General features: G+C 61.3%; 15 protein-coding genes. 13 read left to right on the top strand and 2 right to left on the bottom strand.

Features of this window, described 5'->3' with window-relative positions; all coding sequences use genetic code 11:
- Positions 1-10: 10 nt before the first annotated feature.
- From IPK27_04085 to IPK27_04060, 6 genes are all read left to right on the top strand, one after another.
- On the top strand, positions 11-754 hold the full coding sequence (locus IPK27_04085) for a methyltransferase domain-containing protein (protein ID MBK8066818.1): 744 nt from the start codon (positions 11-13) through the stop codon (positions 752-754).
- An 83-nt stretch (positions 755-837) separates the two neighbouring features.
- Complete coding sequence (locus IPK27_04080; protein ID MBK8066817.1) at positions 838-2,229, top strand: hypothetical protein; 1,392 nt, start codon at positions 838-840, stop codon at positions 2,227-2,229.
- A gap of 123 nt (positions 2,230-2,352) precedes the next feature.
- Positions 2,353-3,432 (top strand): glycosyltransferase family 4 protein, encoded by a 1,080-nt coding sequence (locus IPK27_04075; protein ID MBK8066816.1) that lies wholly within the window; start codon positions 2,353-2,355, stop codon positions 3,430-3,432.
- Positions 3,433-3,462: 30 nt separating this feature from the next.
- Entirely contained in the window at positions 3,463-4,605 is a 1,143-nt protein-coding gene (locus IPK27_04070; protein MBK8066815.1) for a glycosyltransferase, read from the top strand.
- A gap of 27 nt (positions 4,606-4,632) precedes the next feature.
- On the top strand, positions 4,633-5,496 hold the full coding sequence (locus tag IPK27_04065; GenBank protein MBK8066814.1) for a glycosyltransferase family 2 protein: 864 nt from the start codon (positions 4,633-4,635) through the stop codon (positions 5,494-5,496).
- A 54-nt stretch (positions 5,497-5,550) separates the two neighbouring features.
- On the top strand, positions 5,551-6,366 hold the full coding sequence (locus IPK27_04060; protein ID MBK8066813.1) for an FkbM family methyltransferase: 816 nt from the start codon (positions 5,551-5,553) through the stop codon (positions 6,364-6,366).
- Between the two features lie 335 nt (positions 6,367-6,701).
- Here IPK27_04060 and IPK27_04055 read toward each other — a convergent pair whose 3' ends face one another.
- Positions 6,702-7,139, bottom strand: a complete 438-nt coding sequence (locus IPK27_04055; GenBank protein MBK8066812.1) for a hypothetical protein — start codon at positions 7,137-7,139, stop codon at positions 6,702-6,704.
- Positions 7,140-7,189: 50 nt separating this feature from the next.
- Between IPK27_04055 and IPK27_04050 the strand changes: the two genes are divergently transcribed.
- From IPK27_04050 to IPK27_04020, 7 genes are read left to right on the top strand one after another with little or no spacing between them, the layout of a single operon-like run.
- The gene (locus tag IPK27_04050; protein MBK8066811.1) at positions 7,190-7,768 is read left to right on the top strand and encodes a nucleotidyltransferase family protein; all 579 of its coding nucleotides are present in this window, start codon (positions 7,190-7,192) and stop codon (positions 7,766-7,768) included.
- Between the two features lie 35 nt (positions 7,769-7,803).
- The gene (locus IPK27_04045) at positions 7,804-8,070 is read left to right on the top strand and encodes a PqqD family protein (protein MBK8066810.1); all 267 of its coding nucleotides are present in this window, start codon (positions 7,804-7,806) and stop codon (positions 8,068-8,070) included.
- A gap of 17 nt (positions 8,071-8,087) precedes the next feature.
- The gene (locus IPK27_04040) at positions 8,088-9,047 is read left to right on the top strand and encodes a class I SAM-dependent methyltransferase (protein MBK8066809.1); all 960 of its coding nucleotides are present in this window, start codon (positions 8,088-8,090) and stop codon (positions 9,045-9,047) included.
- The gene (locus IPK27_04035) at positions 9,044-10,087 is read left to right on the top strand and encodes a hypothetical protein (protein ID MBK8066808.1); all 1,044 of its coding nucleotides are present in this window, start codon (positions 9,044-9,046) and stop codon (positions 10,085-10,087) included. Before IPK27_04040 ends, IPK27_04035 begins: the two co-directional genes overlap by 4 nt.
- A gap of 7 nt (positions 10,088-10,094) precedes the next feature.
- Positions 10,095-10,526, top strand: a complete 432-nt coding sequence (locus tag IPK27_04030; GenBank protein MBK8066807.1) for a lasso peptide biosynthesis B2 protein — start codon at positions 10,095-10,097, stop codon at positions 10,524-10,526.
- On the top strand, positions 10,526-12,307 hold the full coding sequence (locus IPK27_04025) for a hypothetical protein (protein ID MBK8066806.1): 1,782 nt from the start codon (positions 10,526-10,528) through the stop codon (positions 12,305-12,307). Before IPK27_04030 ends, IPK27_04025 begins: the two co-directional genes overlap by 1 nt.
- Complete coding sequence (locus IPK27_04020) at positions 12,283-12,453, top strand: hypothetical protein (protein MBK8066805.1); 171 nt, start codon at positions 12,283-12,285, stop codon at positions 12,451-12,453. Before IPK27_04025 ends, IPK27_04020 begins: the two co-directional genes overlap by 25 nt.
- Positions 12,454-12,527: 74 nt before the next feature.
- Here IPK27_04020 and IPK27_04015 read toward each other — a convergent pair whose 3' ends face one another.
- Entirely contained in the window at positions 12,528-14,195 is a 1,668-nt protein-coding gene (locus IPK27_04015; GenBank protein ID MBK8066804.1) for a tetratricopeptide repeat protein, read from the bottom strand.
- Between the last annotated feature and the right edge of the window lie 71 nt (positions 14,196-14,266).

Below are 14,266 nucleotides of genomic sequence, written 5' to 3'. Positions count from 1 at the left end.
TCAGAGAATCATGGATACTCTGAAGTGGTGGATATTCCCGGGAGTCAACCTGCATGCGCGTGAACGATTCAGGATTGTCCCATTGCACTTCCGAGGCGGCGAAGGGCGATCTCAAACGATGCTTGACGCCGGGTTCGGCAACGGCATGCTTTCGTTGCAGGCTTGGCGCCGCGGCTATCGCGTTATTGGTGTGAGCCTTAAAGAATCGGAGGTTCGGGGTGCCCGGCGCCTCTTCAATGAGAAACTTGGGATTTCGGAAGGGGAAATCTGCTTTCTCGATCACAATCTGTACGACACGGATGGGCTCAAGCGACGATATGGCGAGTTTGATGAGATCGTCTGCGCTGATGTTATCGAGCATATAGTCGATGATCGAGGGATATGCGCCGCCTTCTACTCCCTGCTGAAGCCAGGGGGATACCTGCATCTGACCACCCCGAATGCGGACCACCCTTACAACGCGAATTTTCCGCTGGATCTGGAGGAGAAGGGCGGACATGTACGTGCAGGCTATAATGAGGCTGCGTTCAGGGACCTGCTGGGCCCGATCGGATTCCAGGTTGAGGCGCCATTTGGTTTCGGCGGCGCGATTCGACAATGGTTCAATTCGCGTACCAAAGCGCTTCAGGAGCGCTTTGGGCCTTGGGCGGGTGTTCCGTGCTTTCTCGTCGCACTACCGTTGCTCCCGCTGGACTCAAGGTCGCCTGCGGTGCCTTTCTCTTATTATGTCCAGGCAAGGAAGCCTGCAGAGTGATGTTGCGAGTTGTTGTCTTCTGTGAATTGATCCGCGGGGTCGCGCTACCCTTCCACTCCATCGGGATCGGTCTGCAGTAGATCTTGTTCACCTATCTGGCACTTTGCAGTGGTTTTGTGGTTGCGCTGGCGGCAATAATCGCTTATGCGCGATACCGCGACGCGTTTCATCCTGCCGTCTTTACTGCGCCGCTGATGCTCGCCGGGTATTGCTTCTGGCCGCTGCTGCTTGACCGTAATGGTGACCTGACAAGCCTGCTGGGGGAAGGGTCCTTGAACCGCGTGCAAGCATACTATTGCGCGGCACTGGTGTGCATGATGATTGGTATGGTCTGGACGCGGGGCCGGCGACTGGCATCTCCAAAGGAATTGAGTCCGTGGCGCTCTTTGGCGGCAACTGTTTCGGTCGATAGGACCCGCCGCAGGCTCGTGCGGCTGTCCGTCGTTCTGGGCTCGGTGGCAATCCTCAGCTACCTGACATCGATCTTCAACGTTGGCGGGTTTGAAGCCGCATATTCGGTATACAAGGGTGGCGGGCGGGCCGCCAGCGGTTACGTCGGTGAAGCCTACCTGCTGTCGTACCCGGCTGCGCTTATTTATTCCCTTGCGCGACAGGGACGTGGTTTTCGCGCAGTCGATTGGTGTGTCGTGGTGGTCATGCTGAGTCCAAATTTACTTCAGGGCACCTTGGGTGTCCGTCGCGGACCGTTGTTTATTTCTCTGGCTACGTTGTTCGTCTCCTGGGTCGTTTCGAGGGGTCGAGCGCCCGGGCTCTTGCGCACCGGGCTTGCGATCAGTGTCATTCTCCTCTCGGTCATTTTTCTGTGGACGAACCGGCAGTCCTGGTTTGCTGACGAGGGGGGGGGGCCGACCAGAGTCGGGCTTACGTCGACACTCTTGCCAGATACCGGGCAGTTGTCCCAGAATGATTATGTGAGCGGAGTTGGAAGCGCGTTGATTACCGAATACTACAATGCGTTTTTCTGGGGTAAGCGCTGGTGGGTTGATCTGCTCATTCGCCCGATTCCGCGTCAACTTTGGCCGACAAAATATGAGGACGTTGGAGCTTACTGGAAGACGGGAGGGAATCCCACCGGCTTTGAGGAGTACGAGCAAGTGGTTGCGCTTGGCTTTCCTTTGCCCGCGGGTCATTCGATCGGCGTGCTCTCCGATTTGTATTCTGAATGGTGGTGGTTTGCCCTGTTCTTCGTATTTCTGCTTGGTCGCTTCCTGCGGTGGCTATGGTTCAAGCATCGGACCATTGGTCAGGTATGGACGGTGATCTTTCTGGGCGCGCTCGGTCTTTGCATATATCTTCCGACCCAGTCCTTCTCGGCCTGGTATCAGCGCTTTCTGGTGATGGCCGTCGGAACCTTCGTGGCGTGGCGTTGGTTCATTGGGCGTGATATTCGACAGAAAAATCGTAGCCAAGAAGAGCTCGCTACTCGCGGGAAGCGGGCGCCCGGTGGTGTTTGAAAGAAGCGCGTTTGGGTCATGACGGCTGGTGCCGATGAGGCTGGTGCCCCTTGTCTGCGTGTGGCACTACTCTGGGGGCGCATCGGTCCCTATCACTTGGCGCGCGCAAGCGCAGGTCAGCGCTTGATTGCTCAGAACGGTTGGGGGCTCGCGCTTGCCGAGATATGCAGTCGCGATGCCTATGATTGGAAAACCGAGGCTTTGGCGCGACCATCATGGGCTACGACTCTGTTTCCTGGTGTGGACTATGCCCATCTGCCTGCTTCCACGATTCGGGTGGCTGTTCATGAGTGGCTTGACAGTCTGTGCACGGACGTGGTGGTCATTAACGGATGGTCGGTCGCCGAGGCCCGCGCGGCTCTGGACTGGGTGGCCGCGCGGAGGAGCCGGAGAGCCGTCGTGATGTCTGAAACCCGGCACGAGGACGCGCGTCGTTGGGCCTGGAAGGAGTTTGGAAAGCGTTGGTTGCTGCGAAGGGTTCATGCGGGGCTGGTGGGAGGGCGCGTGCATGCGGACTACCTCGCCAGGCTTGGCGTTCCGCGCGATCGCATCTTCCTGGGCTACAACGCGGTTGATAACGATTATTTTCGCGATTCCGCCGCGGCCCATAGAAGCATGGGAACGCAAGGAAGAATTGGCTCAGGTGGTCCGTACTTCTTTGCTTGTGCGCGCTTGCTGGAGCGGAAGAACTTCGACGGCTTGCTGCGTGCCTATACTATTTATCGAAGGCGGGTGGGGAAGCACGCCTGGAACCTCGTCATTTCGGGTACCGGGGCAGAGGAAGCTCGACTTCGGCGCCTCTGCTCGGACCTGGGTCTGGATGACGTTGTATTTTGGATGGGATTCCTGCAATACGAGGAACTGCCGAGATGGTATGCCGGCGCTGGCGCTTTCATTCATCCCGCAAAAGCCGAAGCCTGGGGATTGGTGGTCAATGAAGCTGCGGCGTGCTCGCTGCCGTTGCTGGTCGCGCGATCGGTTGGTGCGGCGAGTGAATTGCTTCAGGATGGAGTGAATGGGTATTCATTCAATGCCTGGTGTGATAGCGAAATCGCGGATGCGATGTGCCGCGTTGGCGAACTCGATGGTCCGGCCCTTGCCAGGTTTGGGGCTGCCGCATGTGCCCGCGTAGATGATTTTGGCCCAAGACGCTTTGCCCAGGGGCTTGCATCGGCGGTCGGTGCCGCCCTTGGGGCTAGTTAGCGTATGCGTGTACTTCATGTCATTCGCGGATTGGCCAATTCTTCAGGGACCACGCATATTGTGCTCCCGCTGGCTGAGGCGCAAGGGCGCTTGGGCATGAAGGTGAGCGTTGCTCACGTGGAGAAGCCGAATTGCGCATCGCTGGCGCCAGATTCTCGTTGGGCTGAGAACCTCAAGTATCCGTTGAGCGTGCCGTTGAATAACCCAGGGATCTCGTGGGCGCTGGCGCGGCGTTTGCCGAGGGAGGTTGCCAAAGCCGATCTTGTCCATGTGCATGCCATCTGGAATTTCCCGAGTTGGTGGGCGATGCGTTGCGCATACAAGGCGAGCAAGCCTTATGTGGTCGCTCCGCAAGGTTCACTGGATTCATGGGCGCTTCGCCAGAACCGGCTCGGCAAGAAGTTGTATGGCGCGCTGACCGAGTGGCCTTTGCTCCAGTCTGCTGCAGGTTTGCAGGCTCTGACTCTCAAAGAGGCCGCTCAGTTCCGCGAGGCAGGCTTGCGCGCTCCAGCTACGATAATTCCAAACGGCGTCTCACGCGGCGAGACTTTACGTCCCAGGAATACCGGAGGACTCGCGCGGGAACTGGGCCTGCCACTCGGGAGTCGCGTGTTGCTGTTTCTTTCGCGGGTGCATGAGAAAAAGGGGCTGGATATTTTGCTGAGGGCATTCCAGATGATCGCGAGGACTCATCCGGAACTCTATCTCGTGGTCGCTGGCGACGACGCAGGGTCCGGGTACCGGGCTGAAATGGAGGAGTTGGCGCGGGGTCTCGATCTTGCGGCGAGATGCCGTTTCATTGGCGAGGTTTCGGGGGCGGGCAAGGGTGAGGCGCTCGCCGGAGCGGATGGGTTTGCACTGATTTCCCGCTCCGAGGGTTTGCCTGTCGCAGCGCTGGAGGCGCTCGCGGCGGGGCTCCCGGCGGTCATTTCTAGCGAATGCAATCTGCCGGAAGTCGCCGAGCGGTCCGCGGGCTGGGTGGTTGCGCCCGATGTCAGGCCCGCGGCCTTGGCTCTGATTGAGCTGTTTGCAAATCTTGATCATGCGAATGAGCGCGGTATCCGGGCGCGTGCCATGGTGGCGGAGCGCTTTACCTGGGATAAAATTGCGGCTCAGACTGGTGCTGTATACAAGGACATTTTGATGCGCACTGGGTTTGCTCGATCCAATTGATGCCTTCGTGAAATCTGCTCCCGCCTTTTGCTGTTTGCCGGTGCGCCGATGTTGGTTCCAGTAACTGCGGTCATCCTGACCTACAACGAGGCCGCCAACATTGGGTGCTGCCTGGCTTGTCTTGAAAACGTGGCTGACGTTGTCATTGTCGACTCGGGTAGTAACGATGCTACTTTGGAGTCGGCTCGCGCAGCGCGTCCTGGGGTTCGCATATTCCATCACGCATTCAAGGATTTTGGCGATCAGCGCAACTGGGCGATTGATCACGTCGGCCCGATCTCTGACTGGTTGCTGTTCGTTGATGCGGATGAATTCTGTGATCCGGAACTGCTGCTCGAAATCCAGGATTTCATCGCCAATCCGGATGGAAAGGTGGGCGCATTTATTGCCGGGCGCAATTATTTCCTGGGTCGCTGGCTCAAATATTCGACTTTGTATCCTTCTTATCAGCTGCGCCTGCTTCGGGTAGGCTCGGTGAGGTTTCGCAAAGAGGGTCACGGTCAGCGCGAAGTGACTGATGGTGCCTTACACTATTTGAAGTCGGGTTGGCGGCACGAAGGATTCAGCAAGGGCGTACACCAATGGGTTGCCCGCCACAACCAGTACTCGACGGATGAGGTTGAGTTGATCCTGCGTCTTCGGCGTGAGGCGTTGGACTTCGGCGCACTTGTCGGCGCGGATCCGATTGCACGCCGGCGGGCGCTCAAAGTGCTCGCGAGTCGACTCCCGGCACGCGCTCTGTTTCGGTTTGCCTATACCTATTTCCTCAGACGCGGCTTCCTTGATGGGAGGGCTGGATTGGATTACTGTCTGCTGCGTCTTGCGCATGATCTTCATATTCGCGTGAAGATGCATGAGACTGGTGCCCGGGACAAGCATGTCGATGATTAAGCCAAGTTGCGCCGAGCGCGGCTTGGTCCCGCCGGCGGCTGCAACACGCGTTCGATGAGCCCGATGCAAATCCTGCGGCGTCTGCTGCGTGGACTAAGTCAGAATGTGGTAATTCGCAAGCGTCTTCCGTCATCGCTGGGTGGCGGTGTGGTTTTTTGTTCGCCGGCTTCGATGCTTTCGATCTGGAAACCCGGCTGGCGCTCGAAACAGGCACTCGGTCTTCTTGACTGGGCTCGGCGGTTTGTTCGCCGCGATATGTGTGTTTGGGATGTTGGGGCCAATCAGGGGATATTTGCGTTTGCAGCAAGCGCCATGGCTGGTAGCGGCGGTCTGATTGTTGCGTTTGAGCCTGACCTTTTCCTCGTGGATTTGCTTCGGCGCTCAACAGTGTCCGGTACGCATGCTGGGGCGCCAGTTCGGATCCTGCCTTTGGCGGTAGGTTCGGAGCAATGTATCGCCGAGTTTGTTATCGCGCGCACAGATCGCGCACTGAATCATCTCGCTTCATCGTCTGGTAACCCGCGAACCGGTGGCGAGCGTGATCGCACGCTGGTTTCGTGTACTTCAATGGATTGGTTGATCGGTCAGATCCGTCAGCCGGATATCGTAAAGATCGACATCGAAGGTGCTGAGTTATCGGCCTTGCGCGGGGCCGGGCGGCTGTTGTCCGAGGTGAGGCCCTTGCTCATTATCGAGGTTGCTCCGGAGAATGCTGCAGCGATTGCGGAATTGCTCGGAGCACACGGCTACGCGATGTGTGACGTCAGGGATCATTCGCGTGTTTGTCGCCGGTTGCCGGCGTGGAATACGCTGGCATGGCCAAGTGAGAAGTCCTGGGAACTTGATGAGCTTCGGGCACGGATCCGCTAGGCGCGTCGGCGAAGTCGATCAGTCGCTGATGGTGCGCGTGGATGCGCCAAGGCCGGCCTTGCGCTATGCTTATAGCCGGTGCGTGGGGTCCTCGTACGCGCCCTTCCTTCTTGCCCTAGTGCCCTTCAGGTTGATGACCTGATGGGTGCGCTGATGTGTTCGAAGCCGGCTTGCATTTGGTTGCTGTTGCATCCGGTTCAGGCTCCCCCAATTGAGGTCGTTGCGTGAGTTCCGTGGCTGCCCAGTCTACGCATAGCATCGCAGGCAGACTGTTTGCGATGGTGGGAGCTCACGGGGGGTGCGCCGGGCTGCCGCCGACGAGCGTGGCCGGGTGGTCAGAAGCTGACTGGGTTCGGTTGCTCCATCTGGCGACGTACAACGGTGTGACCAGCTATGTCTACGAGGATCTCGTTGTCAATCCTTGCGACGGCGCGGATGCGGTGCGCCTGCATTTGCGCGAGAGATCGTATCGGTGCGGGTATCGGGGACTTGGGCTTCGGGCGGAACTGATTCGGTTGGTTCGAGCCTTCGAGGCCGAAGGCATTGCAGTGATGCCGCTCAAGGGGCCGCTGCTGGCGGACCGGTTCTACCGGAACAGGTCGTTGAGGGAGTTTGGCGATCTGGACCTCCTGGTGAAGGAGGTCGATCGTGATCGTGCCTGGCAACTTCTGCAGAGGCTGGACTACCACTCGCCCTATCAGAATCACGATCTCGAGCGGCGCTACCACGTTGTCTTCGCTCACCGGAGTACCGGTGAGATCGTTGAGCTTCACTGGAGGATCGCAGGTCCCCAGTTCGGCGTGTACTTTCGCGGGGATTTCCTGTGGAAGGACGCCCGCCCGGTAGCTACGCCGGCATCCAGGTCCTGCAGCCGTCGGTCGAAGCCAATCTGCTCTACCTCGCCATTCACGCCTACAAGCATGACTGGTCGCGGTTGCAGTGGCTCCTGGACTTTCCGGAGATCCTGGCGAGTCCCGCGGAGATCGACTGGGATGCGCTCGACAGGCTCGCTCGGGAGCAGCACGCGCATCGATTGCTGCGTGCGACGTTCCAGTTGGTGAAGCACTTCTTTCCGCATGCACCTGGTGTACCTGCCGGGCATGCGTTGGGTGTTCCGGCGCTGGGCCCTGCTCAGATTCGCCGGGTCGTCCGGTGCCTGCTTCGCCCGGCGACGGACGCCGAGAGGCTCGGCGACTTTTACCGGCTGCGGGTTGCGCTGGCCGAGACGGCGGGTGATCGGCTTCGCGTGATCAGGGAGAGTCTTCAGCCATCGGACCGCGACGATGACTTCCTGCGCTTGCCGGCGGCGCTGCGGCCGTTCGCGTTTCTCATGCGCCCGATTCGCCTGGCCGGGCGAATGCTGTTGGGTCGGTCGCGTGAGGCGGAGCGTCGACATTCCTAGGACTATCTTTCCCCCAAACCTGCGGCAGGATTTGCATGAAATTCAATGTTCCCGACCATGTACTGGAAGAGCGCATCGGTGATGAGGTGGTGTTGCTGTCGCTCAAGCGCGAGACATTCTTCTCCTTGAACGCGAGCGGTATCGTCCTCTGGACCGGGATGAAGGCCGGTCGTTCGGCGGAAGAACTGGCCGGCGAACTGGCCAACCAGTATGGCTTGGAGATCGTACGCGCGGTGGCCGACGTACAGAGTTTTGTGGATGAACTCCAGAAGCTGGAGCTCATCACGCCTGTCTCCGGTTGAGTTCCGGTGACCTGAACATGTACGGATTCCATGAGTACGGCAACATGATCCGTGACCGCGTCCGGACTGAGGCCTACAAGGAGGCCATCGATCGCACGCTCACTCCGGAGAGTGTTGTGCTGGACCTGGGCGCTGGAACGGGTGCTTTTGCGCTGTACGCGGCCATCCGAGGTGCGCGGAAAGTCTACGCTGTCGAGACCAGTCCATTGATCGAGTATGGCCGCCGTGAAGCACTGCGACTTGGCCTTGAAGACCGGATCGAGTTCTTCCACGGCGCGTCGGAGGACTTTCACCCTTCCGAGCGGGCGAACTTGCTGATTTCCGACTTGCGCGGCGCGCTTCCATTCCTTGGCGGCGCGTTCGCGACCCTCGCCGACGCCAGGGCGCGCTTGCTTACCCAGGACGCGGTTCTGCTGCCACGTCGCGACAGCCTGTGGGTGGCGCCGGTCAGCGATGCCGGTTGGTATTCGCGGCAGATCGAGACGCCCTGGGTCGAGAATGCTCTTGGACTCTCGCTTCCCGTGTTGCGCGAGGCAGAAGGCTCCGCGCCCAGGCGGCCGCCGCCGACCGGGCTTGAACCTGCGTTGCCTGGGCAGCGCTTTGGCGTCATCGACTACGCTGCGGCGAGCCAGGCTCTGCAGCCGGCGGATCTGACCTGGGAAGTTCCATCTGCGACAACCCTGCATGCCTGGCTGATGTGGTTTGACTCGGAGCTGACACAAGGGGTGTCGATGTCGGCGGCGCCCGGCGCCAGGGCGCCGTGGGTATACGGACGATTGGTGCTGCCATTGTCGCGACCACTGGAGCTGGCAGCCGGGGACACGCTGCGTTTGCGGATCTCGGTATGGCCAGTGGCAGGCGACTTTGCCTACACCTGGAGAACACAAGTCGCTGATTCGCAAGGTACATGCAAGGCGGAGCTGAGTCAGAACTCTGCGGCCGAACTGTTCCTGGCATCCCGGAGTTGCGCCTCTTGACCGCTGCGTTTCTGGTGGATGCGCCTGCGGACATGCTCGAACGCGCCGAGGGCGAAGGCCGTTACTCGGCGTTTGGCGTGGTCTTTGCCGGACCTCGTCGCATCCTGGATGGGCATTGTCCCGAGGCTGCGCCCGACGCAGAACCCGAACTGTGGATCGACATCGTTCATGACCACAAGGAAGCGGATCCGACCCTCTGGCGTTGCCTGATTTCCCGCAATTCGGCGGTTCCCCCGGGCATGGGACGCCATTTCGTCAGGTTGCTGGAGCATGTGGATGGAGCCACTCGTCGCTTTGAGCTCATTCTTGGACTGTGGGTAGAGGTTGCGCTCGGATCGCGGCGCCTGCGGATCGGCGCGCCGGCTACGATGCACCCCGATACGCTGGGCGCGTTCGTCACGGGCTCGGCGATGCTGTGCTATTTCAAGGCACAGCAGCGCCTGTGCCTGCACGCTGCCGTCGCTGCGCGAGATGACCATGCGCTGCTGATTTGTGGGCCCTCGGGTGCAGGCAAATCGTCCCTGGCGGCGGCCATGCAACGCCAGAACTGGAGGATTGTCGCCGAGGATCTGGCGGTGATCGAATTCAATGGCGCCGCTTTCCAAGTCCGGCCCGGATACGCGCGCCTCAGGCTCTGGTCGGACTCGGTCCGGGCCCTGTCGCTCGGCAGCCAGTGTTCGCAGATTGCCAGTGGGACGGACAAGCACTATCTGGCTTTGCCCACACACGAGGGTTTTTCGCCGCCCTTGTCTGCGATCGTCTTTCTGCGCGAGCGCGAGCGCGAGGCAGGTTCGCCCATCGATGTGCAGCCGATGCATTCGCCGGCTGTTGCGATGGCGCAGTTGTACGCCAACAGCCTCGCGCCTTATATGAATCTCCCTGGGGAGGTGCGCCGACTACTCGGGATGTGTCAGCAGATGGCTGCTGCCTTGCCGAGTTTCTCGGTACGACTCGCTGACGACTGGAGTCGCATCGACGAGGCGACCACGACTTTGGGCCGGATTCTCGAGCCGGTCATGCTTCATCGCGACGGCGCCTGAGGTCCTCTTGAGGCGACTGCTGATCCGGCTGTTGATCGTCGGTGCCTGGATTGCCATGAGGGCGCTCGACGCGTCGATCCGGGTGCTCGGGGTGGGGCGCACGGTCCGGGTATTGCTCGCGACCAGCCCGGATCCTGCCGGGAATGTCCAGTTGTCGCGAACGGCACTGGGTCAAGTCGCACGTGTGGTTCAGCGCGCCAGTGGAAGCACCTCGGCCTACTGCCTGCGCCGCGCGCTACTGATCTGGTGGATCCTGCGCTGGCGCGGGGCACCCGCAGACATTCATTGCGACACGGGCACCGACAGCGGCCACGCGTGGGTCGAATGCTACGGTCTGGTGATCGGGGATCGTCCGCAACTCGCTGGAACCGGGCGCTTCGGGCGATTTTCGGAACTGTTCGCCCGCCCGGTCCCTCGTGGGACTGGAACCAGGCTCTGATGCGGGGCTTCCTGTGGGCTTTTGGCCAGTTCGATTCGCTGCAGTCAGCGTTCAGTCGGGGCCGATTGGGTCAGAGCCTCGTCTCATTGAATTCGCCTCAGCCGCTTGGTTCAGGTCAATGGGTTGTAAGCGCCACCATTGACACCTGCGCAACGCCATTCCGGATGCGCGCGGCGCCCTTTGCCGGAGTGTCGATCAGCGGGCGGATATACGGCCTGGCCGGACACTCGACCGCCGGCCTGAATGCGGAATCGATACTGAGACTGGCTTTCCAGTCCGATGGGCGAGATGCACAGGCGAAACTCAACGGCGAATACTGCTTCTGCCTGGTCGATCCGACGTCCGGTGCCGTTCACGCTTCGGTGGACTTGTTCGGTGTGCGGTCACTCTACTACTTGCAGATGCAGGGGATTTGGGCTGTCAGCGACTCCTGCAGTGCGCTCCTGGCTCTGTTCGGGAGTCAATTGAGCCTGAATGGTCTGGCCATTGCCAGTGCCCTCGTTCCATTCTCAGAGCCATGCAGTGAACGTGGCGAGACCTTTTATTCGGATTTGCGCGTGCTGCGTGCGGGTGAATGGCTGCGAGTCGACTTGCGCACCGGGCAAGCCGACACGAGCCGGATCGGCCTGCCGGCGCACCTCATTGAATTCGACCATTACTCAGCGAGGCAACTCGATGATGCGCTGCGAGACGCCTTGAACGCCGCTTTGGTCGATCGGATTGCCCACGAGAATGCGGTACTGACCTTGAGTGGCGGCATTGATTCGGCTCTGCTTGCCACCCAGCTGGCTGACCTTCGGAAGGCGCGTCCCGGCATGCAGATCCACGCGCTGACCTCCGTGCTTCGCGGCGACTCAGGTGAGGATGAGGCATACCACGCCGAATTGACCGCCAGGGCGCTGGAAATCGATCTGCAACGCACGATCCGCGATCCCGGCCCGGTTCGCTTTCCCGTCGCGAGCCTCGTGCCCTGGGCTGAGCACCCCATGGCGCTCTATGACGACCTTTCGCAAGTTCGGGCGTTGATGGCGCTTGGATCGCCCTCGATATCTGGCTTGGGTGCGGACGAGTTGGTGGCAACTTCGCTGCGCCGGCCAGGTCGTCGGCGGGGCTGGTTTGCGCGACTTCGTCGTCGTATTGCGCGCTTTCGCAGCGGACCTGCAAGCATGCCAGCGCCTGAATGCCCTGATCTGACCCGACTGACCCAGGATCGCACGCCGGCCTGGATCCCGGCGCGTTGGCACGACGCTCTGCCTCAGCCAGGCCTGGAAGCCGCACCGGGCGGAGGGGATCAGCACGCATGGCATGAGTTGCTGTTGCCCAATGCCGGATTCTGCACCGATGTCGAAGCGCGCGATGACGCGGGAATGCTGCGGGCGGATGTGTCCTTGCCATACCTGGATCAGCGCGTGGTGAGAGTGGTCCTGAATCCCGCCGTGGCGCAGCTCGACCTGGACCGTGCGCCGGCTTCGCCGGCAAAGCAGGCCCTGCGCCGGCTGTTGCACGGGAGAGTGCCGGAGGCGGTGACTGGGCGTCGCAAGTCGCCTGCAGGCCAGCCATTTTTTGCGCGCTACAGTGGCCCTGAGCTTGCCCAACTGCCCGCCGCGCTTGCGCAGGTCCCGCGTATCGGGGAGTTCCTGCGGCCGGACCAACTGCCCAGTCCGGTCGTTGACAGCCCCTGGAGCACGCTCTATCCTCTGATCGCGGGTGTCAGTGTGGGTTCGTGGCTACATCATCATTCAGGGGTCGAAAGACAATGGACAGCAACAACAGCGCGTTGAAGGCTTCTTCGTACGAAGCGCCGAAGGTGACCGAGATCGGCCAGATTGGCGCGACCTTGCAGGGTGCGCGCATGAGCACCAACCTTGACGGTGGCTTCTCGATGACCGCCATGGGTGGCACCGTCGGACTGACGTCCTTCGGCTGATTGCTGCCGGTCTTCGACTCAAACGGCCTGCCCTGCAGGCCGTTTGCGTTTCTGGCGTCCGGAATTTCCGACGGTCAGGGCTTTCCTTGCGCGATGGCAGCCAGGGCATCGCCGAATGCTCGGGCGAATGCGGGCGCGTCCGTCAAGCGTGACTGCTGTACGCGGGACCTCAGACCTACACGCCTGTGCCGGATACTCTCGACGTCCAATGCCAGGCGCTGGGCCAGCAGGCCGTAATCCCGGGTGTCGCTGGCGATCCACTCCTTGCACCCGGCGGCGGTGAGCGCTGAGCACGTCAGCCTGCCTGCGACGGAATCGCCGCGCAAGGTGATCACCGGAACCCCCATCCACAGCGACTCACATGCCAGGGTGTGCCCGCTCCAGGGGAACACGTCCAGGAGTACGTCGATCTGGTTGAAGAGCGACATGTGCGATTCCACATCCGGCGGCAGTTGCCGCAGATCGAGCCGGGCGGGGGCGACACCCGCGGCCGCGAATTGCTGTCGCAACTGAATCTGACGGCGTGGGTCCAACTGATCGCGGGCAATCAGCAGGCGTGCTTCCGGGTGGGCGTGCAACAGACCCGCCCACAGTTCGACGACTTTGTCGCTCAACTTCTCGAGACGATGGAGCGACCCGAAGATGATCGGTCCCTCCGGGTGGTGCGCGGCGTCGGGCACGTTGGCGTCTGGCCAGAAGCAAGCGAAGCTGCCCGGCAAACGCACGACGGTCTCACTCCCCGGGAAGGTCTCCATCGGAGGAATCAGGACATTGTCGACGATTCGATAGTCGATCGCCCGGAGTCCGGTGGTGTTTGGATAGCCCAGCCAGGAGACCTGGCACGGCGCGGGGCGACGCGCAAGAACTGCAAGCCGCTGCCCAAGCGTGTGGCCTGACATCTCGACGAGCAGGTCGAGCCGGTCCATCCGCAAACGCGCTTCGAGCGCTTGGTCGGACCACTCCCGTGCATCGATCCAATGATCCACGTTGAGGCGCAGATGTTGCGCCACGGCATCATCGGATGCGCCGGTGCTGTACGCATGGATGTCGAACTGCCGGCGGTCCAGGTGCTCGAACAATGGGGCCACAAACCGACCCACCGGGTGATCGCGCAGATCCGCGGACAGGAAGCCGATGCGCAGACGCTCAGCCCCCCTGGCCGTGCATCGATCAGGGGGCGCCGCTGATGCGTAGCAGCGCTCGACCCGCGCGCAATGCTCCTCGGCGACCGTTGCCGGATTCAGTCCGGGAATCAGATTCAGCAAATAGAGCAGCGTGCTCAGCCCGGGACGATGGTCGGGCGCCAGATCCAGGAGCCGTCGCAATGAATCGATCGCTGACTGGAGTTCCATGTTTTCGATGCGCACCAGCGCTTCGACGTAGTGCGCATGCGCGTTGCCGGGATCCAGTTCGACGGCCTTGCGGACGTGCTTGATGGCTTCGTCCCGCGCGCCCAGTTCACACAAGCTGGTTGCCAGCGAAAGGTGCACCGGCGGGGACATGGGTTCGAGGCGGAGCGCGTGTCTGAACAGGGCCAGGGCATCGGTACGCTTGCCTAGCTGGCGCAGGCTCTCGCCGCGCGTCAGCAGGAATCCTGCATCGGATGCCAGGTGGGCCGCGACTTGCTCGCACAGCGCGGCCGCCTTCCTCGGGTAGCCGGCCTCCAGTGCTGCGATGGCGGCCAGATGAGTGCGGACCGGGTCGCTCGATTCGCTTGTCGAAGCGCTGCGGTTGCTGGTCAAGGGGCCCTCGCCGCGGACATCTGGTCAGGCGCGAGATTATCGGTTGTTGCACCGGCCCTGACACGTCCGCG

This window comes from Rhodanobacteraceae bacterium, assembly GCA_016713135.1.
Classification (GTDB): domain Bacteria; phylum Pseudomonadota; class Gammaproteobacteria; order Xanthomonadales; family SZUA-5; genus JADKFD01.
The sequence above is the reverse complement of the archived record's forward strand: the minus strand, read 5'-3'. Positions and strand labels throughout refer to the sequence as shown.